At 41.1% G+C, this 25,243-nt stretch carries 24 protein-coding genes and 1 rRNA gene (1 of these 25 only partly in view); 18 read left to right on the top strand and 7 right to left on the bottom strand.

The window, feature by feature from the left end:
* Positions 1 to 9 precede the first annotated feature (9 nt).
* The 10 genes from hemE to L5B90_RS11100 all read left to right on the top strand — a co-directional run bounded on the left by hemE (position 10) and on the right by L5B90_RS11100 (position 10,775).
* Positions 10 to 1,074, top strand: coding sequence for a uroporphyrinogen decarboxylase (gene hemE / locus L5B90_RS11145; protein ID WP_265762966.1), 1,065 nt, complete (start codon positions 10 to 12; stop codon positions 1,072 to 1,074).
* 9 nt (positions 1,075 to 1,083) lie between these two features.
* Complete coding sequence (locus L5B90_RS11140) at positions 1,084 to 1,674, top strand: YjaG family protein (RefSeq protein ID WP_265762965.1); 591 nt, start codon at positions 1,084 to 1,086, stop codon at positions 1,672 to 1,674.
* A 158-nt stretch (positions 1,675 to 1,832) separates the two neighbouring features.
* Complete coding sequence (locus tag L5B90_RS11135) at positions 1,833 to 2,105, top strand: HU family DNA-binding protein (RefSeq protein ID WP_265762963.1); 273 nt, start codon at positions 1,833 to 1,835, stop codon at positions 2,103 to 2,105.
* A 155-nt stretch (positions 2,106 to 2,260) separates the two neighbouring features.
* Positions 2,261 to 3,043 (top strand): DeoR/GlpR family DNA-binding transcription regulator, encoded by a 783-nt coding sequence (locus L5B90_RS11130; RefSeq protein WP_265762962.1) that lies wholly within the window; start codon positions 2,261 to 2,263, stop codon positions 3,041 to 3,043.
* A gap of 50 nt (positions 3,044 to 3,093) precedes the next feature.
* The gene (gene glmS / locus L5B90_RS11125) at positions 3,094 to 4,926 is read left to right on the top strand and encodes a glutamine--fructose-6-phosphate transaminase (isomerizing) (protein ID WP_265762961.1); all 1,833 of its coding nucleotides are present in this window, start codon (positions 3,094 to 3,096) and stop codon (positions 4,924 to 4,926) included.
* Between the two features lie 189 nt (positions 4,927 to 5,115).
* Positions 5,116 to 6,351: an MFS transporter gene (locus tag L5B90_RS11120; RefSeq protein WP_265762960.1), complete on the top strand. Its 1,236-nt coding sequence runs from the start codon at positions 5,116 to 5,118 to the stop codon at positions 6,349 to 6,351.
* A gap of 148 nt (positions 6,352 to 6,499) precedes the next feature.
* Positions 6,500 to 7,150, top strand: a complete 651-nt coding sequence (gene ftsE / locus L5B90_RS11115; protein ID WP_250351156.1) for a cell division ATP-binding protein FtsE — start codon at positions 6,500 to 6,502, stop codon at positions 7,148 to 7,150.
* A 10-nt stretch (positions 7,151 to 7,160) separates the two neighbouring features.
* Positions 7,161 to 8,075: a permease-like cell division protein FtsX gene (gene ftsX, locus L5B90_RS11110; RefSeq protein ID WP_250351155.1), complete on the top strand. Its 915-nt coding sequence runs from the start codon at positions 7,161 to 7,163 to the stop codon at positions 8,073 to 8,075.
* A gap of 300 nt (positions 8,076 to 8,375) precedes the next feature.
* Positions 8,376 to 9,491, top strand: coding sequence for an aspartate-semialdehyde dehydrogenase (asd, locus tag L5B90_RS11105; RefSeq protein WP_265762959.1), 1,116 nt, complete (start codon positions 8,376 to 8,378; stop codon positions 9,489 to 9,491).
* Positions 9,492 to 9,785: 294 nt separating this feature from the next.
* Positions 9,786 to 10,775 (top strand): alpha/beta fold hydrolase, encoded by a 990-nt coding sequence (locus L5B90_RS11100; RefSeq protein ID WP_265762958.1) that lies wholly within the window; start codon positions 9,786 to 9,788, stop codon positions 10,773 to 10,775.
* Here the strand turns inward: L5B90_RS11100 and crcB are convergent.
* A complete protein-coding gene (crcB, locus tag L5B90_RS11095) occupies positions 10,735 to 11,118 on the bottom strand; it encodes a fluoride efflux transporter CrcB (protein ID WP_265762957.1) in 384 nt (127 codons plus the stop codon). The two genes, L5B90_RS11100 and crcB, sit on opposite strands and share 41 nt — an antisense overlap.
* A gap of 26 nt (positions 11,119 to 11,144) precedes the next feature.
* Positions 11,145 to 11,963 carry a Cof-type HAD-IIB family hydrolase gene (locus L5B90_RS11090; protein ID WP_265762956.1) on the bottom strand — a complete coding sequence of 273 codons (819 nt, stop codon included), beginning with the start codon at positions 11,961 to 11,963 and terminating at the stop codon, positions 11,145 to 11,147.
* A 369-nt stretch (positions 11,964 to 12,332) separates the two neighbouring features.
* Here L5B90_RS11090 and ilvG point away from each other — a divergent pair, with 369 nt between their 5' ends.
* From ilvG to ilvA, 5 genes are all read left to right on the top strand, one after another.
* On the top strand, positions 12,333 to 13,979 hold the full coding sequence (gene ilvG, locus L5B90_RS11085; protein ID WP_265762955.1) for an acetolactate synthase 2 catalytic subunit: 1,647 nt from the start codon (positions 12,333 to 12,335) through the stop codon (positions 13,977 to 13,979).
* A gap of 24 nt (positions 13,980 to 14,003) precedes the next feature.
* Complete coding sequence (gene ilvM / locus L5B90_RS11080; RefSeq protein ID WP_250351149.1) at positions 14,004 to 14,234, top strand: acetolactate synthase 2 small subunit; 231 nt, start codon at positions 14,004 to 14,006, stop codon at positions 14,232 to 14,234.
* A 71-nt stretch (positions 14,235 to 14,305) separates the two neighbouring features.
* On the top strand, positions 14,306 to 16,147 hold the full coding sequence (gene ilvD / locus L5B90_RS11075) for a dihydroxy-acid dehydratase (protein ID WP_265762954.1): 1,842 nt from the start codon (positions 14,306 to 14,308) through the stop codon (positions 16,145 to 16,147).
* A 91-nt stretch (positions 16,148 to 16,238) separates the two neighbouring features.
* On the top strand, positions 16,239 to 16,916 hold the full coding sequence (locus L5B90_RS11070) for a DUF1345 domain-containing protein (RefSeq protein WP_265762953.1): 678 nt from the start codon (positions 16,239 to 16,241) through the stop codon (positions 16,914 to 16,916).
* Positions 16,917 to 16,926: 10 nt separating this feature from the next.
* A complete protein-coding gene (gene ilvA, locus L5B90_RS11065; RefSeq protein WP_265762952.1) occupies positions 16,927 to 18,474 on the top strand; it encodes a threonine ammonia-lyase, biosynthetic in 1,548 nt (515 codons plus the stop codon).
* 190 nt (positions 18,475 to 18,664) lie between these two features.
* On the opposite strand, the gene gdhA is transcribed toward ilvA, so the two are convergent.
* The gene (gene gdhA / locus L5B90_RS11060) at positions 18,665 to 20,014 is read right to left on the bottom strand and encodes an NADP-specific glutamate dehydrogenase (protein ID WP_265762951.1); all 1,350 of its coding nucleotides are present in this window, start codon (positions 20,012 to 20,014) and stop codon (positions 18,665 to 18,667) included.
* Positions 20,015 to 20,124: 110 nt separating this feature from the next.
* On the opposite strand from gdhA, the gene L5B90_RS11055 reads away from it, so the two are divergent.
* Positions 20,125 to 20,259, top strand: coding sequence for a hypothetical protein (locus L5B90_RS11055; RefSeq protein WP_265762950.1), 135 nt, complete (start codon positions 20,125 to 20,127; stop codon positions 20,257 to 20,259).
* A 1-nt stretch (position 20,260) separates the two neighbouring features.
* Here the strand turns inward: L5B90_RS11055 and L5B90_RS11050 are convergent, their stop codons facing one another.
* From L5B90_RS11050 to metN, 4 genes are all read right to left on the bottom strand, one after another.
* On the bottom strand, positions 20,261 to 20,887 hold the full coding sequence (locus tag L5B90_RS11050; protein WP_250351144.1) for a YchE family NAAT transporter: 627 nt from the start codon (positions 20,885 to 20,887) through the stop codon (positions 20,261 to 20,263).
* 136 nt (positions 20,888 to 21,023) lie between these two features.
* Complete coding sequence (locus L5B90_RS11045; protein WP_250351143.1) at positions 21,024 to 21,857, bottom strand: MetQ/NlpA family lipoprotein; 834 nt, start codon at positions 21,855 to 21,857, stop codon at positions 21,024 to 21,026.
* A 39-nt stretch (positions 21,858 to 21,896) separates the two neighbouring features.
* The gene (locus L5B90_RS11040) at positions 21,897 to 22,586 is read right to left on the bottom strand and encodes a methionine ABC transporter permease (protein ID WP_250351142.1); all 690 of its coding nucleotides are present in this window, start codon (positions 22,584 to 22,586) and stop codon (positions 21,897 to 21,899) included.
* The gene (gene metN, locus L5B90_RS11035) at positions 22,576 to 23,613 is read right to left on the bottom strand and encodes a methionine ABC transporter ATP-binding protein MetN (protein ID WP_265762949.1); all 1,038 of its coding nucleotides are present in this window, start codon (positions 23,611 to 23,613) and stop codon (positions 22,576 to 22,578) included. Before metN ends, L5B90_RS11040 begins: the two co-directional genes overlap by 11 nt.
* Before the next feature lie 167 nt (positions 23,614 to 23,780).
* Between metN and gmhB the strand changes: the two genes are divergently transcribed.
* Together gmhB and L5B90_RS11025 are read left to right on the top strand one after the other, a co-directional pair.
* Positions 23,781 to 24,335 carry a D-glycero-beta-D-manno-heptose 1,7-bisphosphate 7-phosphatase gene (gene gmhB / locus L5B90_RS11030; protein ID WP_265762948.1) on the top strand — a complete coding sequence of 185 codons (555 nt, stop codon included), beginning with the start codon at positions 23,781 to 23,783 and terminating at the stop codon, positions 24,333 to 24,335.
* Between the two features lie 365 nt (positions 24,336 to 24,700).
* A 16S ribosomal RNA gene (locus L5B90_RS11025) occupies positions 24,701 to 25,243 on the top strand (it continues 1,001 nt past the right edge of the window).

Here is a 25,243-nt window from a genome sequence, read left to right as displayed (position 1 = left end):
GAAGTTAAGATGTCTGAATTAAAAAATGATCGTTATTTACGTGCGCTTCTGCGTGAACCTGTGGATATGACCCCAGTATGGATGATGCGTCAAGCAGGGCGTTATTTACCAGAATATAAAGCCACACGTGCGCAAGCAGGGGATTTTATGTCCCTTTGTCGTAATGCTGAGCTGGCTTGTGAGGTTACGCTACAACCTTTACGCCGTTATAATTTGGACGCTGCAATTTTGTTTTCTGATATTCTCACTATTCCAGATGCAATGGGGCTAGGTTTGAGCTTTGGAGCTGGGGAAGGACCAAAATTTGCCCATCCAATAGAAAATAGAAGTGCGGTGGAAAATTTGCCGATTCCTGATCCTGAACAAGAATTGCAATATGTGATGAATGCGGTGCGAACCATTCGCCGTGAACTCAAAGGCGAAGTGCCGTTAATTGGATTTTCTGGCAGCCCTTGGACGCTTGCGACTTATATGGTGGAAGGTGGTAGCAGCAAGGCTTTCACGAAAATTAAGAAAATGCTTTATAGCGATCCAAAAACCTTGCATTTATTACTCGACAAATTAGCGGATTCCGTTGCCCTTTACCTCAATGCGCAAATTAAAGCAGGTGCGCAATCAGTGATGATTTTTGACACTTGGGGTGGTGTGCTAGCGCATCGTGAATATCTTGAATTTTCGCTACAATATATGCGAAAAATTGTGGAAAACCTCATTCGTCATTATGATGGACGCAAAGTACCAGTTACCTTATTTACCAAAGGTGGCGGATTGTGGTTAGAACATATCGCGAACACAGGTTGTGATGCAGTTGGTTTGGATTGGACCGTGGATCTCGCAGAGGCGAAAAAGCGTATCGGGCATAAAGTGGCACTACAAGGTAATATGGATCCTTCCGTGCTTTATGCTTCTCCTGAACGCATTGAACAAGAAGTGCGGTCAATTTTGGCGGATTTTGGTGAAGGAAGCGGGCATATCTTTAATCTTGGTCACGGTATTCATCAAGATGTACCTGAAATCAGTCCGAAGATTTTCGTTGATGCGATTCATCATTATTCTCAGTCTTATCATAAATAAGGGCAAACAATGCGTAATCCTATTCATAAACGCTTAGAACATTTAGCAAGTTGGCAGCATATCACTTTTATGGCGTGCCTATGTGAACGAATGTTGCCGAATTTTCAGCTTTTTTGCCAAGTAACAGAACAGCCTGAGCAAAGTCGAGTTTATCAAAATATTCTGAATTTAACCTGGGAATATTTAACCGTGAAAGGGGCAAACATCAATTTTGATAATCAGTTAGAAAAGTTTGAGGCGATTATCCCAGATGTAAATAATTACGACTTTTATGGTGTAGTGCCCGCGATTGATGCGTGCGAGGCGCTTTCTGAATTATTACACAGCCTGATTGCGGGAGAAACCTTAGAACACGCGGTGCAAGTGAGTTTGATTTCTTTGCAAACTGTTACTGGATTATTGGAAATGCATTTAGATCGGGAATTATCCGAGCAAGAACTCAAAGCAAGTGAAGAAATTGAGCAAGAACTAGATGTACAATGGCAGCTCTATCGCACGCTCCGAGAGAGCGAGGCGCGTGATATTTCCTTGATTTTAGCCCTTAAAAATGAAATTCGAGCTGAAGGGATTTCAAATATCGGTATAGAATTTAACCAATAATGTGATTTAGGCGACATTTTTGCGATTTATTGCTTTGTTTTATATCGAAGTTGATTTATGCTTTAGCACACTGTGAATACAGTATTTCTTAATAGACTTAGGTGTTAGGTATGTCCTAATACGCTTAATTTAATCGAAAATAGAGAAGGTACTAATTTATGAACAAAACGGATTTAATTGATGCAATTGCAAGTGCAGCAGAGTTAAATAAAAAACAAGCTAAAGCTGCATTAGAAGCAACTTTAGATGCTATCGCAGGGAGCTTAAAAGCAGGTCAACCAGTTCAATTAATCGGCTTTGGTACATTTAAAGTGAATGAGCGTAAAGCGCGTATTGGTCGTAATCCACAAACAGGTGCAGAGATTAAAATCGCTGCTTCAAAAGTGCCTGCTTTCGTTGCTGGTAAAGGTTTAAAAGACGCAATTAAATAATTATTGTCTTTATTTTTCTGACCCTGCATAAGCAGGGTTTTTTATTTATGCTACTTGATAAATAGCCTTCTTCTCTATTTTAACCAATTTTCTATTTACATTTTCCTTTTCTTTCTATAATATTCCGAACCGAAATTTAAATCTGATTAAGTGTTATGAAACGAAATATTCAGCCAAGAAATACCCAGCAACGCCGTCATCGTATTGTGCAGTTATTACAAAGCCAAGGTGAAGTCAGTGTAGAGCAACTTGTGCAATTATTTGACACCTCAGAAGTGACTATTCGCAAAGATTTAACTGCGCTTGAGGCAAATGGGGTATTAGTACGCCGTTATGGTGGGGCGATTTTAATGCCGCAAGAATTGCTGGATGAAAACCAAGATGAGCATCTTTCAAAACGAAAGTTAGCGATTGCAAAAAAAGCGGCAGAACGGATTGCCGATCATAATCGCATCATCATTGATAGCGGTAACACAACCGCTGCATTGATCAATCAGCTCAATAAGAAGCAAGGTTTGGTCGTGATGACCAACTCGCTTTCCGTTGCCACGCAGTTGCGTGCTTTAGAAAATGAACCAACGCTATTGATGACAGGGGGGACTTGGGATACCCGTTCTGAATCTTTTCAAGGGCAAGTCGCCGCACAGGTGTTACGTTCATACAATTTTGATCAGCTCTTTATTGGTGCAGATGGCATTGATCTTGAACGCGGTACCACGACATTTAATGAATTAGTGGATTTAAGTCGTGTTATGGCGGATGTTTCCCGTGAAGTTATCGTTATGGTGGAATCACAAAAAATTGGCAGAAAAATGCCAAATATCGAATTAACCTGGCAACAAATTGATGTATTAGTCACAGATGATTTGTTGACAGAAGACATTAGACAGCAAATCGAAGCACAAGGCGTAGAGGTTATTTGTGCAAGTGCGGTCTAAATTTTAAGTATTTTTTATTATTTTTTTAACATTGAAACAAAGGACATTTTATGTGTGGAATTGTTGGTGCAGTAGCACAACGTGATGTAGCAGAAATTCTGGTTGATGGATTACATCGTTTGGAATACCGTGGTTATGATTCCGCGGGTGTGGCGGTATTAGATGCAGATCATAATATGCAAATTGTTCGCCGAGTAGGGAAAGTCAATGCGCTGGATGAAGCAATTGAAGCGAACCCCATTTTAGGCGGAACAGGGATTGCACATACACGTTGGGCTACTCACGGTGAGCCTTCAGAAGCCAATGCTCACCCACATCGCTCTGGTAAAATTGCTATTGTACATAATGGTATTATTGAAAATTACGAAGAATTGCGTGAAGAATTGCAAAAACGCGGTTATGTATTTCTTTCTCAAACCGATACAGAAGTCATTGCACACCTAGTAGAATGGGAATATCGTACTGCTAGCTCATTATTAGACGCCGTGCAAAAAACCGTGGCACAATTGCGCGGCGCTTATGGTATGGTTGCGATGCATCAAGATGAACCTGAACATCTTGTTGTCGCTCGTTCTGGTAGCCCATTGGTTATCGGCTTAGGTGTGGGTGAAAATTTCCTTGCCTCTGATCCGCTTGCCCTCTTAAGTGTTACACGTCGTTTTATTTATTTAGAAGAAGGTGATGTTGCTGAAATTTCTCGCCGAGATGTGCAAATTTTTGATGCGCAAGGTAATGCCGTTGAGCGTGAAGTACACGAAGGACATTTTGAAGCGGATGCGGCAGATAAAGGACAATATCGCCACTATATGCAAAAAGAAATTTTTGAACAGCCTGTTGCAATTATGAATACCTTAGATGGCCGCATCGTCAATGGTAAAGTGAATATTGATGCCATTGGCCCTAATGCCGCAGAAATCTTGAAAAAAGTGGAACATATTCAAATTGTTGCCTGTGGTACATCGTATAATGCAGGTATGGTTGCGCGCTACTGGTTTGAATCTATTGCTGGGGTGAGCTGTGATGTGGAAATTGCTTCGGAATTCCGCTATCGCAAATTTGTAACACGTCCAAACAGTTTATTAATTACCCTTTCACAATCAGGAGAAACGGCAGATACTTTAGCTGCATTACGTTTAGCGAAAGAATCGGGTTATATGACAGCAATGACCATCTGTAACGTGGCAAGCTCTTCATTAGTACGTGAATCTGATTTTGCCTTTATGACCCGTGCGGGGGTGGAAATTGGTGTGGCATCCACCAAAGCATTTACCACGCAATTAACTTGCTTATTATTATTAAATGCAGCAATTGGGCGTTTAAAAGGCACCGTGAGTGAAGAACAAGAACATCACATCGTACAGGCTCTACAACGCTTACCAGCGCAAATTGAAAGTGCGCTAGTTTTTGATAAACAGATTGAAAAACTCTCTGAAGATTTTGCTGAAAAACATCATACATTATTCTTAGGACGTGGTGAGTTTTACCCAATTGCAATGGAATCTGCATTGAAATTGAAAGAAATTTCTTATATTCACGCAGAGGCCTATGCGGCAGGAGAATTAAAACACGGCCCATTAGCCCTAATTGATAGCGATATGCCTGTGATTGTGGTTGCGCCAGAAAATGATTTACTGGAAAAAGTAAAATCAAATATTGAGGAAGTTCGCGCTCGTGGTGGTCAGCTTTATATTTTCGCAGATCACGATGCGGGTTTCAGCAATGGCGAAGGCTTTAAAACGATCGTATTGCCGAAAGTTGATGAAGTTACTGCACCCATTTTTTACACTGTGCCGTTACAACTCCTTTCTTATCACATTGCCTTAATTAAAGGCACTGATGTGGATCAACCTCGTAATCTAGCTAAAGCGGTTACGGTGGAATAAGTTTTCTAACAGCCTTGTAATGATTTGCAAGGCTGTTTTTTATTCTTCATTTTCTAGTCTGTTCTCATTGCTTAACGCAAACGAATTGACTACACTATGCACGCTTTTATGATGTGCTTTTATGTACATATTAGCAAATCTCCTTTCTTAACACTTTAAAGGCTACCCGTGAGTAGCAAAAGGACATCTATGAAAAACAACGTAAATGATTATGGCTGGAAAGCCTTGATTGGCTCTGCCGTGGGCTATGCAATGGACGGTTTTGATTTACTCATTCTTGGCTTTATGCTTAGTGCCATTTCTGCTGATTTAGCATTATCAAGCGCCCAAGCAGGATCTTTAGTTACTTGGACATTAATCGGAGCGGTAGCCGGTGGCATAATTTTTGGTGCGTTAAGTGATCGTTATGGACGTGTGCGAGTATTAACTTGGACAATTGTTCTCTTTGCCGTGTTTACAGGGTTATGTGCGTTTGCTCAAGGCTATTGGGATTTACTAATCTATCGTACTATTGCTGGTATTGGCTTAGGTGGTGAATTTGGGATTGGAATGGCATTAGCGGCAGAAGCGTGGCCTGCTCGACATCGTGCCAAAGCAGCTTCTTATGTGGCTCTTGGGTGGCAAATCGGTGTATTGGGCGCGGTGCTGCTTACCCCATTATTATTGCCAATAATCGGCTGGCGAGGAATGTTTATTGTGGGCATTTTCCCTGCTCTTGTTGCGTGGTATTTACGAAGAAAATTACACGAGCCAGAGGTTTTTACGGAAAAACAGACCGCACTTTCCACTACACATCCTACACAATCTAAATGGCAGGCATTCCGAGAGTCTTTCCAATTATTGGTGAAAGATAAGCAAACAGCAAAAGTGAGCTTGGGCGTGGTGATACTTACATCTGTACAAAATTTTGGTTATTACGGCATAATGATTTGGTTACCTAATTTCCTTTCTAAACAGCTTGGGTTCAGTTTAACTAAATCTGGTGTTTGGACTGCGGTAACTGTGTGTGGAATGATGAGTGGTATCTGGATTTTTGGCCGTCTTGCCGACAAAATCGGGCGTAAGCCAAGTTTTCTGCTTTTCCAGCTTGGTGCGATTATCAGCGTCATCACTTATTCGCAACTGACTGAACCAAGCGCTATGCTCATTGCGGGGGCATTCTTAGGAATGTTTGTAAACGGAATGATGGGGGGCTATGGTGCATTAATGGCAGAGGCCTATCCGACCCAAGCTCGTGCCACTGCACAAAATGTGTTGTTTAATCTTGGACGTGCTGTAGGTGGCTTTGGCCCAGTAGTTGTCGGGGCAGTGGTGGCGACTTATTCTTTTTCTACTGCGATTGCTTTCCTTGCCTTGATTTATGTGATCGATATGATCGCTACTCTTTTCTTAATTCCAGAATTGAAAGGTAAACTATTGGATTAATGGATAAAAATGATGAGCAATTTAGTTATGCTCGTCATTTTCTAGTTTGATTGACAATTCCTTACATTTATCCCACAAATTTCTGCTCAAAAAATGAGAATATCCGTTATAATCATCCGCTTAACATAAAAGAAAAGAGATAACAACGATGATACGCTTTGAAAATGTCAGCAAGGCTTATTTAGGCGGCAAGCCTGCCTTGCAGGGATTAAACTTTCATCTTCCCGTAGGGAGTATGACCTATGTTCTTGGGCATTCTGGCGCGGGGAAAAGTACCTTATTGAAACTCATTATGGGAATGGAGCGCGCGAATGGCGGGCAAATTTGGTTTAACGGACACGATATTACACGTTTGTCTAAACACGAATTGCCATTTTTACGTCGCCAAATTGGTATGGTGCATCAAGACTATCGTCTGCTTGCCGATCGTTGTATTGTTGATAATGTGGCATTACCATTAATTATTTCAGGTATTCATCCAAAAGAAGCACAAAGCCGAGCCTTAGCCGCGTTAGATCGTGTTGGTTTACGTGATCGTGCCAATCACTTGCCTATCCATTTATCTGGTGGAGAACAACAGCGCGTGGATATTGCTCGTGCCATTGTACATAAGCCTCAATTATTACTTGCCGATGAGCCAACAGGCAATTTAGATAACGCGCTTTCTCTCGATATTTTTAATTTATTTGAAGAGTTTAACCGCCTTGGTATGACGGTGTTAATTGCCACTCACGATATTAATATTGTTCAACAAAAACCAAAACCTTGTTTAATCTTAGAACAAGGTCATTTACGTTAAGGAAAGTGAAATGAGTTCTCGTCCAATTAATGCGTCTTGGTGGGTTCAAACCCATTATGTGCTACGAGCGGTGCTGGCAGATCTAATTAAGAAAAAATATGCCACCCTATTAACCATTCTCGTGATCGCCGCTTCGCTAACTGTGCCAACGGTGAGCTATTTGTTATGGAAAAATATTCATCAAGCCACCACACAATTTTATCCTGAAAGCGAATTTACCGTTTATTTGCATAAAAATCTCACGGAAGCCGATGCTAATTTAGTGGTGGAAAAAATTCGCCAACAATCTGGGGTAGAAAGTCTGAATTATATTTCTCGTCAAGAGAGTCTTAATGAGTTTAAAAACTGGTCTGGTTTTAGTGAAGGCTTGGATATTCTAGATGATAATCCGCTGCCTGCGGTAGTGATTATTAAGCCAAGCAAAGACTATAATGAAAGCCAAAAACGCAATGAATTAAGGGAAAACTTAGCTAAAATAAAAGGCGTGCAAGAAGTGCGTTTAGATAATAATTTAATGGAAAAACTCACCGCACTTTCGTGGCTCATTGCACATATTGCGGTAGTTTGCACGCTTTTGATGGCTATTTCCGTTTTTCTCGTGATTGGCAACAGTATTCGTTCTGATGTGTATAGCAACAAAGCGAATATTGAAGTGATGAAATTGCTTGGTGCCACAGATCAATTTATCCTACGTCCTTTCCTTTACACAGGTATGATCTATGCCGTCCTAGGAGGATTATTGGCTTGCGTGTTCAGTGCCATTGTAATTGGCTATTTTACAAGTGCGGTGAAATATGTGACGGAAATTTTTGCGGTAAATTTTGAGCTACACGGCATAATGATTGGCGAGTTACTATTTTTACTCGCAATGTGCGCGCTCTTGGGCTATATCGCCGCGTGGTTATCGGCAAAAAAATACAGCTAATTTTTCTCGTTCTTTTAATCCCCTTTTGCCTTGTAAAAAGGGGATTTTTCTTTCCTTTTTCAATTTTTTCAACGCTCGCCGAGCTAAATTGAGTATTCTTTATAGAAAGATCAATTATTCGCAACTTTTTTTAGAAAAATGCTTGCTTTTGTTTACGCTATCTTGTACGTTTTTTTGCACGGTTTAACGTAATTAATTTCCTGTGAATTAAAGCCGAAGGGTTATACTTTTAACCGTTTTACTGGGCATAATTCATCCAGATTTTATTTTCAACACAACATTACTTATAAGGAAAATTTTATGCAAAACGTTGGTTTTATCGGTTGGCGTGGAATGGTGGGTTCCGTACTAATGGATCGTATGCAGCAAGAAAATGATTTCGCGAATATCAACCCTATCTTTTTTACCACTTCACAAGCAGGTCAAAAAGCCCCTGTTTTCGCGGGTAAAGAGGCCGGTGTGTTAAAAGATGCGTTTGACATCGCGGAATTACAAAAATTAGACATTATCGTTACCTGCCAAGGCGGTGATTATACCAATGAAGTCTATCCAAAACTAAAAGCAACAGGTTGGAACGGCTATTGGATTGATGCAGCTTCTGCATTACGTATGGACAAAGATGCAATTATCGTACTTGATCCTGTAAACCAGAATGTGATCAGTGAAGGGCTAAAAAATGGTGTAAAAACCTTCGTTGGCGGAAACTGTACAGTGAGCTTAATGTTAATGGCATTAGGCGGATTATTTGAACGTGATTTGGTGGAGTGGGTATCCGTTGCCACTTACCAAGCTGCCTCTGGTGCGGGTGCAAAAAATATGCGTGAATTATTAGTGCAAATGGGCGAATTAGAAGCGTCTGTTAAAGCTGAATTAGCAAATCCAGCTTCATCAATCTTAGATATTGAACGCAAAGTAACGGCAAAAATGCGTGATGCGTCCTTCCCAATTGATAATTTTGGTGCGCCACTTGCCGGTAGTTTAATCCCTTGGATCGATAAATTATTACCGGAAACAGGGCAAACTAAAGAAGAATGGAAAGGCTATGCAGAAACCAATAAAATTTTAGGTTTAAGTGACAATCCAATCCCAGTGGACGGCTTATGTGTGCGTATTGGCGCATTACGTTGCCACAGCCAAGCCTTCACCATCAAATTGAAAAAAGATTTGCCATTAGACGAAATTGAGCAAATTCTTGCATCTCACAATGAATGGGTGAAAGTGATTCCAAACGATAAAGAAACCACTTTACGCGAATTAACCCCTGCAAAAGTAACAGGCACATTAAGCGTACCAGTAGGGCGCTTACGCAAGTTAGCAATGGGGCCAGAATACCTCGCCGCCTTCACTGTTGGTGACCAATTACTATGGGGGGCAGCGGAGCCTGTTCGCCGTATTTTAAAACAACTCGTGGCGTAATTTCTAAGTTAAAAACTCATTGAAAAACGAATAGATAGAAAGCACCGCACGGCTGAAAATAAAGTGCGGTGCTTTTTTGTGGGTTTTTTAGTGAATTTGAATAGCAAAATGTTTTATTTTCCCTTGAATGTTTAGCAATAGGGCTGTTGTATAAAAATAACGAAAAAAACACCGCACTTTAAAAATATGAAGTTTTATCAAAAAGTCAGAACCTCTGATGTGGCATTATGTTCTATCTTTCTTATCAGCTTTCCTTTATGATCGTGATATCTTTGTTTTATTGAAGGTAATCCAATGTCAAATTGCTTACACCGAGAACCTCATTTTTGTCGATTTGCGTTACAGCAATTAATGCCCTTTGTCGATCAATTTCCTATCCAATATTTAACGGGGAAGCAGGGTTGCCAAATTGCCTATCGCCATTTTTTGCACGCAGAAACCTTGCCAAGTGCGGAGCGAAAATTGATGATTTTAGTCAATGGACGGGCGGAGAATATGTTGAAATGGTCGGAGTTGGCTTATGATTTTTATCAATGGGGATATGATGTATTGCTTTTTGATCACCGTGGACAGGGGTATTCTCAACGTTTATTAACGGATAAAGACAAAGGTTATGTTGATGAATTTCGCTTTTACTGTGAGGATATGGATACGGTAATTAAGCAAATCACTTGCCACAACGATTATTCGCAACAATACCTGCTTGCCCATTCGTTGGGATCACTGATTTCGGCCTATTATTTGGCTAATTATGATCATCAGATTCAACGTGCGGTGCTTTCTTCGCCATTTTTTGGCTTGCCGACCAAACATTTATTGCGTGATGAGTTGATCATTAATTTGATGATGTTAGTTGGACAAGGACAGCGTTATGTATTCGGCAAAACCGCTTATAAACCCACCAATCTTGAGTTAAATGAACTCAGTTTCTGCAAAACCAGAATGAAATGGATGAATCGTATTAATCGCTATTTTCCTGAATTAAGTCTTGGCGGGCCAACGTTCCGCTGGGTGCATTTGTGTTTAACGGCAATTAAAGGGTTGGAAAAAATTTTGTCGCGCATTGAAATTCCTGTCTTGGTTTTGCAAGCTGGCAAAGAAAAAATTGTAGAAAATGCACAGTTGGCAAAATTAGTTGCCTGCTTGCCACAAGGACAGTTAATTACACTGGAAAATGCCAAGCACGAGATTTTATTTGAACGGGATAAAATTCGTGCCGAAGCCTTAAATACAGTACAAGCCTTTATCGCCAATAACGAAACAACAACACGCCCAACAGTGTAAATAATAGACTGCCTGCAAGATGTAAGGCAATAATGGTCAGTGCGGACAGCCATTTTTCATTTAAGAAATTATTAATGACTTCCGCTGAAAAGGAAGAAAAGGTGGTGAGACTGCCTAAAAACCCTGTGATTAAAAATAATCGCCATTCGCCAGAAAACTGGGGGGATTGCCAAGCGAGAGCGAGTAAGATGCCAATTAAAAAACAGCCGAGATAATTGGCGATCAGTGTACCAAACGTGAGAAATGAAAACAGTGGGTTTAATAACTCACTCAAGCCCCAACGTGTGCAAGCGCCTAATGCTGCGCCAGTACTGATGATGAGTAATGTTTGCCAAATTGCCATCTCGCCTGATACCCGCTTATTTTGCTCTAATACACGCCAAAGGTGGCGCGTAAATAACTTGCGACAGCTTCGTGACGGTTAAAACCGATCTGTTCTAACTGCGGGCAAGTTTGCACTAAACGTGGATCAGCATTGCCCATAATGCACCCTTTTCCTACTTCGCTGAGCATTTCCACATCGTTCATTCCATCTCCAAAGGCAATACAAGCATTTAAGCCATAGTCGCGATTTGTTACAACTTTAGCAAGTGCGGTGGCTTTTGACACATTTTTATTCATAATTTCTAAACACTGTGGGGTGGAATAGGTCATATAAACGTGCTCGCCAAAATGTTGTGCGATATGTGCTTCAATTGGGGCGAGATCGGCGGGCGTTCTGCCAATGAAGAAGACTTTTTCTGTTTCACGCCCGTGATGTTGGTTGAAATCCACAACCTGATACATAAAACCAGAATCTTGATGATATTTTGCTAATTCGGGCATATCTAGGCTAATGAACCAACCCTCTTCTTGATAGCTATTTACAAACACATTTTTTTTATCATAAGGGGTTTGCATTATTTCCATTGCGATTGCATCGGGCAAACTGTTGCTCAACAGCAATTTACCTTGCAAATTATGCGCTCTTGCGCCATTTGAAGTAATGAGCACGGCGTTATCCAGTTTCACTTTGCCTACAATATGTGCCACGTCTTCATATTTCCGCCCTGTGGCGAGAATAATATCAATCTTTTTTTGGGATAATTTTTCGAGGGTTTCAATTGTGAAATCACCAATCACGTGATTTCCATTGAGCAATGTGCCATCTAAATCGGATACAACGGCACGAAAGGGTTGATTTTGCATAATTAAGCTCCTTCAACAAAAACAGCGAATATCATAGCAAATTATACGAAAAAATGACCGCACTTTTTCTTTCACGTTTTCTCTTTTATAAGAAAACGATTGCTAAATAGAAAAATTCCTTGATTTCTATTTTCAATGTGGTATCAATAGTAGCCAGTAACGGTAATTATTCAGATTTTATTCACACAATGACAAAACATTATTCTCTTATTAGCATTATTATTAACCTCGTGGTGATTATCACTGCGAGGTGTTGGCTTGCTAATAACTAGAATAATTAAACCTGATTTATACTTATTAGAAAGCCCCTCGCAGAGATTGCTGAGAGGCTTTTTTTATAACTAATTTATGATATAGGATAGGTGAAAAATGAACGGTGCAAGATTAGTAACCGAATGTTTAAAGGCGCATCAGGTGGATGTGGTGTTTGGGTATCCCGGTGGGGCGATAATGCCAGTTTATGATGCCATTTATGATTCAGGCTTGGAACATTTACTCTGTCGTAATGAGCAAGGCGCTGCGATGGCGGCAATTGGCTATGCCAGAGCCAGCGGTAAAACAGGCGTATGTATTGCCACTTCAGGCCCGGGAGCAACCAATTTAATCACTGGGCTAGGTGATGCGTTAATGGATTCCATTCCAGTTGTGGCGATTACGGGGCAAGTGGCGTCCTCATTAATCGGTACGGATGCCTTTCAAGAAGCCGATGTATTAGGGTTATCTCTCGCTTGCACGAAACATAGTTTTATTGTGCAACATATTGGTGAATTGCCAGAAATTATCGCCAAAGCCTTTCAAATCGCGCAAAGTGGTCGCCCTGGCCCTGTGTTGATTGATATTCCAAAAGATGTGCAATTTGCTGAAACCGATTTACAGCCTTTTACCCTTCCTGTGGAAAAACCAACCACACTTGATCCTGTCGAATTAGAAAAAGCATTGGCATTAGTGAAAAATGCGAAACGTCCTGTGGTGTATGTTGGCGGGGGCGTAGGAATGGCGAATGCGGTTCCTGCCTTGCGTGAATTTTTAGCTATCACCGAAATCCCAAGTATTTCCACCTTAAAGGGATTAGGCACAATTTTGCCTGATACGCCTTATTATATGGGAATGATCGGTATGCACGGCACCAAAGCCGCCAATTTAGCCACTCAAGAGTCAGATTTATTGCTCGTGTTCGGTGCGCGTTTTGATGATCGTGTAACGGGAAAATTAGATACCTTCGCCCCTAAGGCAAAAGTGATTCATTGCGATATTGATATTGCTGAACTCGGTAAATTACGCCGTCCTGATGTGGCATTACGTGGTGATTTAAATGCCATTTTTCACGCCTTAGCAATGAAATTAGCATTGGCTGATTGGCATAAAGAAATCAATAAACTCAAACAAGCGTTTGATTTTCGCTATGCACAAAATCAGGGGAAACAACCGATTAATCCTTGGTGGTTGCTTAACACGGTTTCTCAGCAAAAAGCAAAAAACGCCATTGTGGTTACTGATGTCGGACAGCATCAAATGTGGTCAGCACAGCATATGCAACATTATGCCCCAGAAAATTTTATTACCTCAGCAGGATTTGGCACAATGGGATTTGGCTTGCCCGCAGCGATTGGGGCGAAAAAAGCCCGTCCCAATGATGAGGTGATTTTAATTACGGGTGATGGCTCATTAATGATGAACGTGCAAGAACTTGGCACGATTAAACGTGGCAAAACACCAGTAAAAATCATTTTATTAGACAACCAACGCTTAGGTATGGTACGCCAATGGCAAACCTTATTTTTCCAAGCTCGTCATAGTAATACCATTCTTGATGATAACCCTGATTTCGTTACCCTTGCCTCTGCCTTTGATATTCAGGGTGAACGCATTGAATCAGGGGAAGAAGTGCAAGGGGCATTAGATCGTTTATTCCGATCAGAAGGGGCTTATTTATTACATATTTGTATCCCAGCAGAAGAAAACGTGTGGCCACTTGTTCCGCCAAATGCTTGCAATGTGGATATGCTGGAAGAATAAAAAAAAGGAATTGTGGGGAAAATTATGCAACAGTATGAATTATCAATTCGTGCCAATAGACGGCCAGAAACTTTAGAGCGTTTATTGCGCGTAATGCGTCATCGTGGTTTTGAAGTGGTAAAATTACAAACCGAAAGCCAGCAACAAGAAATCACCTTGCAAGTCATCGTGCAAAGTGAAAGAGCGGTGGAATTATTAGTCAATCAATTAGTGAAATTACCTGATGTCATTGCGTTAAATTCATCGGCTAACTGAAGAAATAAATGCCTCATTGCGTTTTATCGCATTGTATTTAATTTAAAAATTTGTCAAAGTTTGGAGAGATTATGCCTAAATTACGTTCAGCAACCAGTACACAAGGTCGCAATATGGCGGGCGCACGCGCCTTATGGCGTGCAACAGGAATGAAAGAAAATGATTTTGGAAAACCTATTATTGCGGTGGTGAACTCATTTACACAATTTGTACCGGGACACGTTCATTTGAAAGATATTGGGCAATTAGTTGCACAGCAGATCGAACAAGCTGGTGGCGTGGCGAAGGAATTTAACACGATCGCCGTTGATGATGGCATTGCAATGGGACACGGTGGAATGCTGTATTCCTTACCTTCTCGTGATTTAATTGCCGACAGCGTAGAATATATGGTGAATGCACATTGTGCCGATGCAATGGTGTGTATTTCCAACTGCGATAAAATTACCCCGGGAATGTTAATGGCAGCATTACGCTTAAATATTCCAACCATTTTCGTTTCTGGCGGTCCAATGGAAGCCGGAAAAACCAAGCTCTCTGATCAATTGATTAAGTTAGATTTAGTCGATGCAATGGTACAAAGTGCGGATAAAAATGTGTCCGATTCTGATGTTGAAGCTATTGAACGCTCAGCTTGTCCAACCTGTGGTTCTTGCTCTGGAATGTTCACCGCAAACTCAATGAACTGTTTAACAGAAGCATTAGGCTTAAGCTTGCCGGGTAATGGCTCTTGTTTGGCAACGCATAAAGATCGTAAACAATTATTTTTAGATGCAGGGAAACAAATTGTTGAACTTTGCCACAACTATTATCAACAAGATGATGAATCTGTATTACCACGTTCGATTGCCACGAAAGCCGCTTTTGAAAATGCGATGAGCTTAGATATTGCAATGGGGGGATCAACCAATACCGTTCTGCATTTATTGGCGGCAGCGCAAGAAGCTGAAGTGGATTTCACGATGGCAGACATTGATCGCCTCTCTCGCCGTGTGCCTTGTTTAAGCAAAGTTGCCCCAAATACCGCGAAATATCATATGGAAGATGTTCATAGAGCAGGCGGTATAATGGCCATTTTAGGCGAATTAGATCGTGCGAATCTGCTGGATAACCAAACTCGCACCGTATTAGGGTTAAGCTTGGCAGAGCAAATAGCCAAATATGACATTATGCTAACTCAAGACGAAGCAATTCGTGCATTCTATCGTGCAGGGCCGGCTGGCATTCGCACCACACAAGCCTTTTCGCAAGATTGCCGTTGGGAAAGCCTTGATGATGACAGAGAAAACGGCTGTATCCGCAGTAAAGCATTTGCTTATAGCCAAGATGGTGGACTTGCAATGCTTTCAGGTAATATCGCCTTAGATGGTTGTATTGTAAAAACCGCTGGGGTAGATGAATCGATTTTAAAATTCACCGGAAACGCCATTGTCTTTGAAAGCCAAGAAGACGCGGTTAATGGCATTTTAGGTGGAAAAGTGCAAGCGGGCCACGTGGTGGTGATTCGTTACGAAGGGCCAAAAGGCGGACCGGGTATGCAAGAAATGCTTTATCCAACCAGTTACTTAAAATCAATGGGGCTAGGCAAGGCTTGTGCATTATTAACCGATGGGCGTTTTTCTGGTGGAACATCAGGCTTATCTATCGGACATTGTTCGCCAGAAGCGGCAGCAGGTGGCGTAATTGGCTTAGTGAAAGATGGCGATACCATTGAGATCGACATTCCAAACCGTTCCATTCAATTAATGGTATCTGAACAAGAATTGGCGGTCCGTCGTGCAGAGCAAGATGCAAAAGGCTGGAAACCAGCGAATCGTCAGCGTGAAGTGTCGTTAGCACTGAAAATTTATGGCCACTTCGCCACTTCTGCAGATAAAGGTGCGGTGAGAGATCGCACTAAATTAGCCGATTAAAGAAAAATGACTGCACGGAATAAAGTGCGGTCATTTTTTCACTTATTTTTTATCATTGTGCCTATAATCTTAGGTCGTGAAGGGAAACATTATGCTAAAAATGTTAAAGCAACACATTAAATTTTATACCAGCTTGATCCTTGTTGTGTTTGCTTTTTTAGGCTTTCGCCTGCTTTCTCAGGGCGAGATCAGCATTGATCTGATTTATTCTTGGGATATAGGTATGAGCCTGTATTTATTTTGGACATTTTGGACAATTCGCCAGCAACATCGTCATCGCGAAAAAATGACCGCACTTTTACAAGAACGCCAAACAGGAACAAAAGCGATGTTTGCCATTGTGAGCATTATTATTGTTGCTTGTCTTGTTGCCTTAGTCCGTTTAGTGAGTATTGTACAAAATTTGCCCGTTATGGAAAAAATGTGGTATATCAGTGTGGCTATCATTTCTATTTTTCTTTCTTGGCTAGTCATTCATATTTTATTCGCCATTCGGTATGCTCATCTTTTCTACCATAGCAAAATAAGCGGGGAGCCAATGCCATTACAAATTCCCCAAAGTGATGGGCAAAATGGTTATCAAACCGAGCCAAATTATTATGATTTTATTTATACAGCCTTGATTATAGGCACGTCAGCGCAAACCGCCGATGTTATGTTTTCATCAAGAGCAGGGCGTATTTTAGGCGGGATTCATAGCATTGTTGCCTTTATTTTTAACGTTACCGTGCTTTCTTTACTGATTAATATTATTTCAGGTTTTATTTAAGGATAATAAAATGACAACCCTTTCATTCAACAGTCCGGCACCCAGTGGGGACGATTATTTAAAAACCATTTTAAAATTAGGTTCAGTGGTTTATCAAGTAGCGCAAACCACCCCATTACAGCCGATGGAAAAACTCTCTTCTCGCTTAGCTAATCACATTTTAATTAAACGTGAAGATCGCCAGCCAGTGCATAGTTTTAAATTACGCGGTGCTTACGCAATGATCGCCGCATTAAACGAACAACAACGTCAAGCGGGGGTCATTGCCGCATCCGCAGGTAACCACGCACAAGGCGTTGCGTTATCCGCCAAGCATCTTGGCTTAAAGGCATTAATTGTGATGCCACAGAATACGCCAAGCATTAAAGTTGAAGCGGTGCGTCGTTTTGGTGGCGATGTGTTGCTTTATGGCGCAAACTTCGATGAAGCAAAAAGTAAAGCGATTGAACTGGCTAAAACGAAAAATATGACGTTCATTCCCCCTTTCGATCATCCTTTAGTGATCGCAGGGCAAGGCACCTTAGCTCTGGAATTATTACAACAATCTTCTAATATCGATCGGGTTTTTGTCCCCGTTGGCGGTGGCGGTTTGGCAGCGGGGGTTGCTGTGTTAATTAAACAATTAATGCCAGAAATTAAAGTGATTGGCGTGGAAAGCAAAGATTCGGCGTGCCTGTATCAAGCGTTAAAAGCAGGGCAACCCATGGATCTAGAAAGAGTGGGATTATTTGCCGATGGGGTGGCAGTAAAACGCATTGGTGATGAAACGTTCCGCTTATGTCAGCACTATCTTGATGATGTGGTGCTAGTGGATGGCGATGAAATTTGTGCGGCAATGAAAGATATTTTTGAAAATGTTCGTGCAATTGCGGAGCCTTCAGGCGCTGTTTCTCTGGCGGGGCTTAAAAAATATGTCAAACAACATCAAATTCAAGGGGAAACCTTAGTCAATATTTTATCTGGGGCAAACCTGAATTTTCATACTTTACGTTATGTCTCCGAGCGTTGTGAAATTGGTGAAAAACACGAAGCGATGCTCGCGGTAACGATTCCCGAAGAAAAAGGCAGTTTCTTGCGTTTTTGTCATTTGCTTGGCGATCGTGCGGTAACAGAATTTAATTACCGCTATGCCGATCAAGCGCAAGCCTGTATCTTTGTTGGGGTGCGTATCAGTGGTGAAAAGGAAAAAAATGAAATCATCGCCCAGCTACAACAAAACGGCTATGCGGTGATGGATCTGTCTGATGATGATGTCGCGAAAACCCATATTCGTTATATGATTGGTGGACGCTCATCAAGCCAAGCTAAAGAACGTTTATACAGTTTTGAGTTCCCAGAACAGAAAGGTGCATTGCTTAAATTCCTTGAAATGCTTGGCACACACTGGAACATTTCCTTGTTCCATTATCGTGCGCACGGTGCAGATTATGGCAATGTGCTTGCTGGCTTCCAATTAGATGAAAATGATGAAATTCGTTTTAACGGACATTTGGAAGAACTGGCTTACACCTATCAAGATGTAACGGATAGCCCGGCGTATAAGTATTTTTTAGGATAAGTGAAAACTCGGGAAAAGAAAAACCATCGTAAAAAAGTGCGGTGGTTTTTTTATGAATTTTTACCTGTTTATAAATGATTAGCAGAGAAAATAAAGGGAGGCGTTTAACCTCCCTTTATCTTAATAAATACATTAATGTCCTTTCGCTCTGCTTGCTTAGTCCATAATGTGTTTTGCTCTTTACGGATTATTAGTAAACCCCTTGCGCTAACATTGCATCAGCAACTTTTACGAAACCAGCGACGTTTGCACCAGTGACATAATTGATGTTAGCTTGACCTTCCACTTTACCGTATTTTTTACAGTTAGCGTGGATGTCGAGCATAATTTGTTTTAATTTCGCGTCCACTTCTTCAGCCGTCCAGTATAGACGTTGTGAGCTTTGTGCCATTTCTAAGCCTGAAGTCGCCACACCACCTGCATTTGCCGCTTTACCTGGACCAAATAATACGCCAGCTTCAAGTAATGCGTCAGTTGCTTCAATCGTTGTTGGCATATTTGCACCTTCTGCCACAAGTTGTACGCCATTGGCGATTAATTTTTGTGCATCAGCAAGGTCTAATTCGTTTTGTGTTGCACAAGGTAAGGCGATGTCTGCTTTCACGCTCCACGGACGCTCGTTCGCAACATATTGTAAGCCGAATTTTTCTGCATAATCTTTCACTCGACCGCGCTGTACATTTTTGATTTCCATCAACGCAGCTAATTTTTCTGGGGTGAAACCCGCTTCATCATAAACGTAGCCAGAGCTGTCAGAACAAGTAACGACTTTCGCGCCAAGTTGTAAGGCTTTCTCAATCGCATATTGTGCGACGTTACCTGAACCTGACACAACCACGGTTTTACCTTGGAAAGATTGATTTTTTTCTTCAAGCATTGCTTGTGCAAAATACACTAAGCCATAGCCTGTCGCTTCTGGACGAATTAAGCTACCACCGAATGATAAACCACGCCCTGTGAACACACAGCCTGCTTGGTTAGATAATTTTTTCATCATTCCAGCAAGATAGCCCACTTCACGACCACCAACACCAATGTCGCCTGCAGGAACGTCTGTATCAGGGCCAATATGGCGATAAAGCTCACTCACTAATGCTTGGCAGAAACGCATTACTTCGCCGTCAGATTTACCTTTAGGATCGAAGTCTGAACCGCCTTTACCACCGCCCATTGGCAATGTGGTGAGGGCATTTTTGAAGATTTGTTCAAAGCCTAAGAATTTTAAGATTGATTGGTTTACAGAAGGGTGGAAACGCATTCCGCCTTTAAATGGTCCAATTGCACTGCTGAATTGAACACGGAAAGCACGGTTTACCTGTACTTGACCTTTGTCATCTGTCCACGCTACGCGGAATTGGATTAAACGCTCAGGCTCAACAAGGCGCTCTAAAAGAGCTTGTGAGCGATATTGTGGGTTTTTCTCTAAGAATGGCCAAATCGAAGTGAACACTTCACGCACAGCTTGTAAAAACTCTGGTTGGTGTCCATCACGTTGTTCAACTTTGGCTAAGAATTCTTCTAATGAGGTAACTTGTGACATAATTTACTTCCTTTATGTGTGTATGATGTTGATAAATTTATTATTAGAATGGCTAAAGTCCTGTTGTACAGTCTTTAGGTAAGCCTTAGAAAGTTGGCTTGGGAATTACTATGCAACAAAAAGGGGATCTATTGCAAATATTTTTTTGTAAAAAAATGGTTTTTTATGAAAGATTAGATGATTATCAAAAAAAAGCGGTGGTTTATGAAAAAATTCTAAATAAACCACCGCACTTTAAAAAATAAATCAGAAGAGATGAAGGTTTTTGATCCCTTCAACAATAATTTCAACTCCGAGAGACATCAAAATTAACCCCATAATACGGGTAATCACATTGGAACCTGTTTTGCCTAATTTTTTAATCAATGGCTCAGAATATTTTAATAAGATAAAACAGCATAGCCCGAAAATGGCAATGGTGAGAGAGGTGTAAATATAATCCATAATGGTATGCTGATTTGAGCCAAATACGATGGTGGCACTGATTGAGCCGGGGCCTGCCATAATTGGCATTGCCAATGGCACAACGGCAATGTTGTTGTAATCGTCAAAGTTTTCTGCTTTTTCTTCTTTATTGATTTTATGATCACCGATTTTACCGTTGATCATTGTCAGTGCGATCATCGCCACCAAAATGCCTCCCGCAATGCGGAAAGAGTTAATGGAAATATGGAAGGCATCTAAAATCATATTGCCAAAGAAGAAGCTGACCAACAAAATCACGGTAACAGAAAAGCAGGTAATAAGCCCAGTGCGATTTTGCTGTGCAGGTGTTTGATCTGATGTCATTGAGTAGAAGATAGGAATGACACCCAGTGGATTGACTAGTGCGATCAGTCCTACGAAAAATTGGATATAAATTGCAATGTCCATACGTTTTTTTGGAATAAGTAAAGGGGTTGCTATTATAGAGCGTTCATTTTCGTTGAACAAGAAAAGTGCGGTGTTTTTTCGATGAGAAAATAATGCCCCTGAATGGTCAGGGGCAAGGTGAAAAAAGGGGCTAAAATTACCAGCCTTTAACTACGCCGTCTTTGAAGTATTTTACTGCTTCTTGGTACACTTCATCGGTTTGATACGCTTTTACGAAGTTTTTCACCGCGTCGCTGTCTTTGTTGTCTTCACGCGCTACGATAATATTTACATAAGGCGAATCTTTATCTTCGACAAACACACCGTGTTCTTGCGTATTTAAACCAACTTGACCCGCGTAAGTGTTATTAACAACCGCTAAATCAACATCATCTAATGCACGGGCTGCCACAGAGGTATCCACTTCTTTAATTTGTAGATGTTTTGGATTTTCTACAATGTCTAAAGAGGTTGCGAATAGGTTTGTGTTGTCTTTAAGTTTAATTAAACCTTGTTTTTCTAATAAGATTAATGCACGCGCAAGGTTACTTGGATCATTTGGCACAGCAATGATTGCACCGTCTTGTAATTCGCTCACATTTTTAATTTTTTTCGAATAACCAGCTAATGGATAAACGAAGGTGTTACCCACGATAACAAGGTTTTTATAGCCGTGTTCTTGCGAATCTTTATCAAGGTAAGGTTTGTGTTGCATTGCATTGATATCTAAATCCCCATTGCTTACCGCTGGGTTTGGTAATGAATATTCGTTAAATTCGACAAATTCGACATCTAAACCATATTTTTCTTTCGCTACTTTTGCCGCAATTTCCGCCACTTGGTGTTCTGGCCCTGACATTACGCCCACTTTAATTTTTTGTGTAGCAGGTTGTGCTGAGGCGGTGGTTTCTGCTTTTTTGTCATCTTTACAAGCGGTTAGCGCTAAAACCGATGAAAGTGTGGCTACCGTGAATAATTTTTTAAAGTTCATTTTTACTTTCCTTTTTAGTGAGTTAAGTGGATGTTGAGATTAACGATGATCGAAATGATCCGCTAATTTGTTACCGTATTTTTCGCATAACATAACGATAAGTACGATGATAATGGTTGAAACCCAAAGCACATAAGGCATATTGCGGTGTAATCCGAAAGAAATTGCGGTGTTACCTAAACCGCCACCGCCCACTGCGCCAGCCATTGCGGAATAACCAATCAGCGTGACTAAGGTGAGTGTCATTGCTTTAATTAGAATCGGTAAGGCTTCGGGTAAATAAAAGCGTGTAACTAGCTGCCAAACGTTTGTTCCCATTGCTTTGGCGGTTTCTGTTAGCCCCGTAGGAATATCGCCCAAGGCGTTTACGGTTAAGCGTGCGTAAAAAGGCAAGGCCGCAACACTTAATGGAATAATTGCCGCTGTGGTGCCTAAGGTGGTGCCAACCAGAAAACGCGTTACGGGCATTAAGTCAAATAATAAAATGATAAAAGGAATTGAACGCCCAACATTAATAATGATTTCTAAAGTGCGGTTCAATTTTTTATTATTTAGGGTTTGCCCTTCTTTGGTTAGAAAGGTGATGATGCCCAATGGCAAGCCAAATAATACAGCAAAAAAGGTTGCCACAAGGCTCATATAAACTGTTTCAAAAGAGCTGTTGGCAATCAGTTGCCAAACTTGTGGGGTAAGCTGACGGGAAAATTCAGCGCTAAACTCAGTCCACATAACCTAATACCTCCACACGAACATTATTTTCCATTAGATAAATTTTGGCTTGCGTAATCGCGTCTTCATCGCCTTCCACTTCTGCGATGGTAAAACCAAATTTTACCCCACCTGCATAGTCAATTTGTGAGGTGAGAATACTTAAATCCACGCCAAAACGTTTGGAAGCTTGTGAAAGTAACGGGGCATCTACGGAACGCCCCGTAAATTCAAATTTAATAATTGGCCAAGCATTCGGGTGTTTTGGGGTTGGTGATAATTTTTCCAAATATTCTTCCGGCAAATTAATGTGGAATGTTGAGCTAATAAATTGTTGTGCCAATTCAGTTTTTGGATTTGAGAAAATTTCGCTCACCGAACCTTGTTCAACAAGTCGTCCTTTGTCAATCACCGCAACTTGATCGCAGATCCGTTTTACTACGTCCATTTCGTGTGTAATCAATAGAATAGTAATACCTAAAGTGCGGTTAATTTCTTTTAATAATTTTAAAATTGCTTGCGTGGTGGCGGGATCTAGCGCACTGGTTGCTTCATCGCAGAGGAGTACTTTAGGATCACTGGCTAAGGCGCGTGCAATAGCAACACGTTGTTTTTGTCCGCCTGAAAGATTGGCTGGGTAAACATCACGTTTTTCACTTAATCCAACTAAAGCAAGCAACTGTTCCACTTTTTGTTTAATGTCAGCTTTGCTTTCACCTGCTAATTCTAGTGGTAGGGCAATGTTGCCATAGACGGTGCGTGAACTGAGCAAATTGAAATGTTGGAAAATCATTCCAATATTGCGTCGTTCTTGAATCAGTTGGCTATCGGATAAATGGGTTAATGCTTTGCCATTTACTATCACAGAACCAGAAGTTGGTCGTTCTAATAAATTGACACAGCGGATTAGCGTGCTTTTCCCCGCACCTGAGGCACCAATCACACCGCAAATTTGCCCTTTCGGAACGTGCAAATTGACGTTATCAAGTGCGGTGATTTTTTTATCCGCAATGTCGAAAATTTTACTAAGGTTTTCTAGCTTAATCATATAAGCCCTTTTTATATGCTTAAATTTAAGTTTTTGGTATTTTAGACGTCTAGAATGCTGTGTCAATATTTATTCACAAGATTTTTAGAATGTTCCGCTATTAGTTAGAATAAAATTACGTCATAATGCAACAAAATAGCAAGCATTAATATAATAAGGATAAGAAGGTGAATAAAGCGATTTTTCTCGATCGAGATGGGACGATCAATATTGATCACGGTTATGTCCATCAAATTGATGACTTTCAATTTATTGAAGGAAGTATTGAGGCATTGCAACAACTTAAGGCAATGGGCTATTTATTGGTGTTGGTAACGAATCAATCGGGCATTGCAAGAGGCTATTTTACAGAACAACAATTTTTACAACTCACCGAATGGATGGATTGGTCACTGGCAGATCGCGGTGTTGATCTCGATGGTATCTATTATTGCCCTCATCACCCTGAAGGCAAAGGAGAATATAAAGAAGCGTGCGATTGCCGTAAGCCGAAATCGGGTATGTTATTACAGGCAATAGAAGAATTGGATATCGATCCTGCGCAGTCTTTTATGCTGGGTGATAAAAAAGAAGATATGCAAGCTGGCAAAGGAGCTGGTGTGCAAAATTGTGTTTTAGTGCGTACAGGCAAAGCGATCACCGCTGAAAGTGAACAAACTGCTGATTTTGTGATAAATAGCATTGCGCAATTACCTGCTTTAATTAAGCAAATGAAAAAGTAAAATGTGAAATTAATAGGACGTAAAAGCAAAGTGCGGTATAAAAATTCACTAAATTTTCACCGCACTTAGGTGAATAATTTTGCAAGTTGGTGTAAAAGTCATCAAGCGATAAAAAATCTTAAAAATTTGCAAAAAAAGACTTGCAAAGATTTTCGAGATGTCTATAATACGCCGCACACAACGACGCGACGTTGTAGAAATTAAGATGATACAAATCGCGTCGTTCTTTTTTGCTCTTTAACAATCAATCAGACAATCTGTGTGGGCATTCGTTGATTTTCAAAAAGATTTAAAATTTAGAAATCAATGATGCTTAACTTGAGATTCGAAAAGAATATAACGTTATGTATTCATTGAGCGAGATTAAACTGAAGAGTTTGATCATGGCTCAGATTGAACGCTGGCGGCAGGCTTAACACATGCAAGTCGAACGGTAACGGGTTGAAAGCTTGCTTTCGATGCTGACGAGTGGCGGACGGGTGAGTAATGCTTGGGAATCTGTTTTATGGAGGGGGATAACCATTGGAAACGATGGCTAACACCGCGTAATATCTGAGGATCAAAGTAGTGGGACCGCAAGGCCACTAGCCATAAGGTGAGCCCAAGTGGGATTAGGTAGTTGGTGGGGTAAAGGCCTACCAAGCCTGCGATCTCTAGCTGGTCTGAGAGGATGACCAGCCACACTGGGACTGAGACACGGCCCAGACTCCTACGGGAGGCAGCAGTGGGGAATATTGCGCAATGGGGGGAACCCTGACGCAGCCATGCCGCGTGAATGAAGAAGGCCTTCGGGTTGTAAAGTTCTTTCGGTGATGAGGAAGGTGGACGTGTTAATAGCACGTTGATTTGACGTTAGTCACAGAAGAAGCACCGGCTAACTCCGTGCCAGCAGCCGCGGTAATACGGAG

It is taken from the genome of Avibacterium sp. 20-129 (assembly GCF_026226845.1).
Classification (GTDB): domain Bacteria; phylum Pseudomonadota; class Gammaproteobacteria; order Enterobacterales; family Pasteurellaceae; genus Avibacterium.
Note: the sequence above shows the minus strand (reverse complement) of the source record. Positions and strands in the feature narration are given on the sequence as shown.

What these genes read in the sequence shown, in the direction of transcription:
- ilvM (WP_250351149.1), top strand. Translation starts at nt 14,004, where the DNA reads ATGCAACAGTATGAATTATCAATTCGTGCCAATAGACGGCCAGAAACT.
- L5B90_RS11100 (WP_265762958.1), top strand. Translation starts at nt 9,786, where the DNA reads ATGTCAAATTGCTTACACCGAGAACCTCATTTTTGTCGATTTGCGTTA.
- L5B90_RS11050 (WP_250351144.1), bottom strand. Translation starts at nt 20,887, where the DNA reads ATGGACATTGCAATTTATATCCAATTTTTCGTAGGACTGATCGCACTA.
- ftsE (WP_250351156.1), top strand. Translation starts at nt 6,500, where the DNA reads ATGATACGCTTTGAAAATGTCAGCAAGGCTTATTTAGGCGGCAAGCCT.
- L5B90_RS11120 (WP_265762960.1), top strand. Translation starts at nt 5,116, where the DNA reads ATGAAAAACAACGTAAATGATTATGGCTGGAAAGCCTTGATTGGCTCT.
- ilvD (WP_265762954.1), top strand. Translation starts at nt 14,306, where the DNA reads ATGCCTAAATTACGTTCAGCAACCAGTACACAAGGTCGCAATATGGCG.
- hemE (WP_265762966.1), top strand. Translation starts at nt 10, where the DNA reads ATGTCTGAATTAAAAAATGATCGTTATTTACGTGCGCTTCTGCGTGAA.
- glmS (WP_265762961.1), top strand. Translation starts at nt 3,094, where the DNA reads ATGTGTGGAATTGTTGGTGCAGTAGCACAACGTGATGTAGCAGAAATT.
- metN (WP_265762949.1), bottom strand. Translation starts at nt 23,613, where the DNA reads ATGATTAAGCTAGAAAACCTTAGTAAAATTTTCGACATTGCGGATAAA.
- L5B90_RS11055 (WP_265762950.1), top strand. Translation starts at nt 20,125, where the DNA reads ATGCAACAAAAAGGGGATCTATTGCAAATATTTTTTTGTAAAAAAATG.
- L5B90_RS11130 (WP_265762962.1), top strand. Translation starts at nt 2,261, where the DNA reads ATGAAACGAAATATTCAGCCAAGAAATACCCAGCAACGCCGTCATCGT.
- L5B90_RS11140 (WP_265762965.1), top strand. Translation starts at nt 1,084, where the DNA reads ATGCGTAATCCTATTCATAAACGCTTAGAACATTTAGCAAGTTGGCAG.
- asd (WP_265762959.1), top strand. Translation starts at nt 8,376, where the DNA reads ATGCAAAACGTTGGTTTTATCGGTTGGCGTGGAATGGTGGGTTCCGTA.
- crcB (WP_265762957.1), bottom strand. Translation starts at nt 11,118, where the DNA reads ATGGCAATTTGGCAAACATTACTCATCATCAGTACTGGCGCAGCATTA.
- L5B90_RS11135 (WP_265762963.1), top strand. Translation starts at nt 1,833, where the DNA reads ATGAACAAAACGGATTTAATTGATGCAATTGCAAGTGCAGCAGAGTTA.
- L5B90_RS11045 (WP_250351143.1), bottom strand. Translation starts at nt 21,857, where the DNA reads ATGAACTTTAAAAAATTATTCACGGTAGCCACACTTTCATCGGTTTTA.
- gdhA (WP_265762951.1), bottom strand. Translation starts at nt 20,014, where the DNA reads ATGTCACAAGTTACCTCATTAGAAGAATTCTTAGCCAAAGTTGAACAA.
- L5B90_RS11090 (WP_265762956.1), bottom strand. Translation starts at nt 11,963, where the DNA reads ATGCAAAATCAACCCTTTCGTGCCGTTGTATCCGATTTAGATGGCACA.
- ftsX (WP_250351155.1), top strand. Translation starts at nt 7,161, where the DNA reads ATGAGTTCTCGTCCAATTAATGCGTCTTGGTGGGTTCAAACCCATTAT.
- ilvG (WP_265762955.1), top strand. Translation starts at nt 12,333, where the DNA reads ATGAACGGTGCAAGATTAGTAACCGAATGTTTAAAGGCGCATCAGGTG.
- L5B90_RS11070 (WP_265762953.1), top strand. Translation starts at nt 16,239, where the DNA reads ATGCTAAAAATGTTAAAGCAACACATTAAATTTTATACCAGCTTGATC.
- ilvA (WP_265762952.1), top strand. Translation starts at nt 16,927, where the DNA reads ATGACAACCCTTTCATTCAACAGTCCGGCACCCAGTGGGGACGATTAT.
- L5B90_RS11040 (WP_250351142.1), bottom strand. Translation starts at nt 22,586, where the DNA reads ATGTGGACTGAGTTTAGCGCTGAATTTTCCCGTCAGCTTACCCCACAA.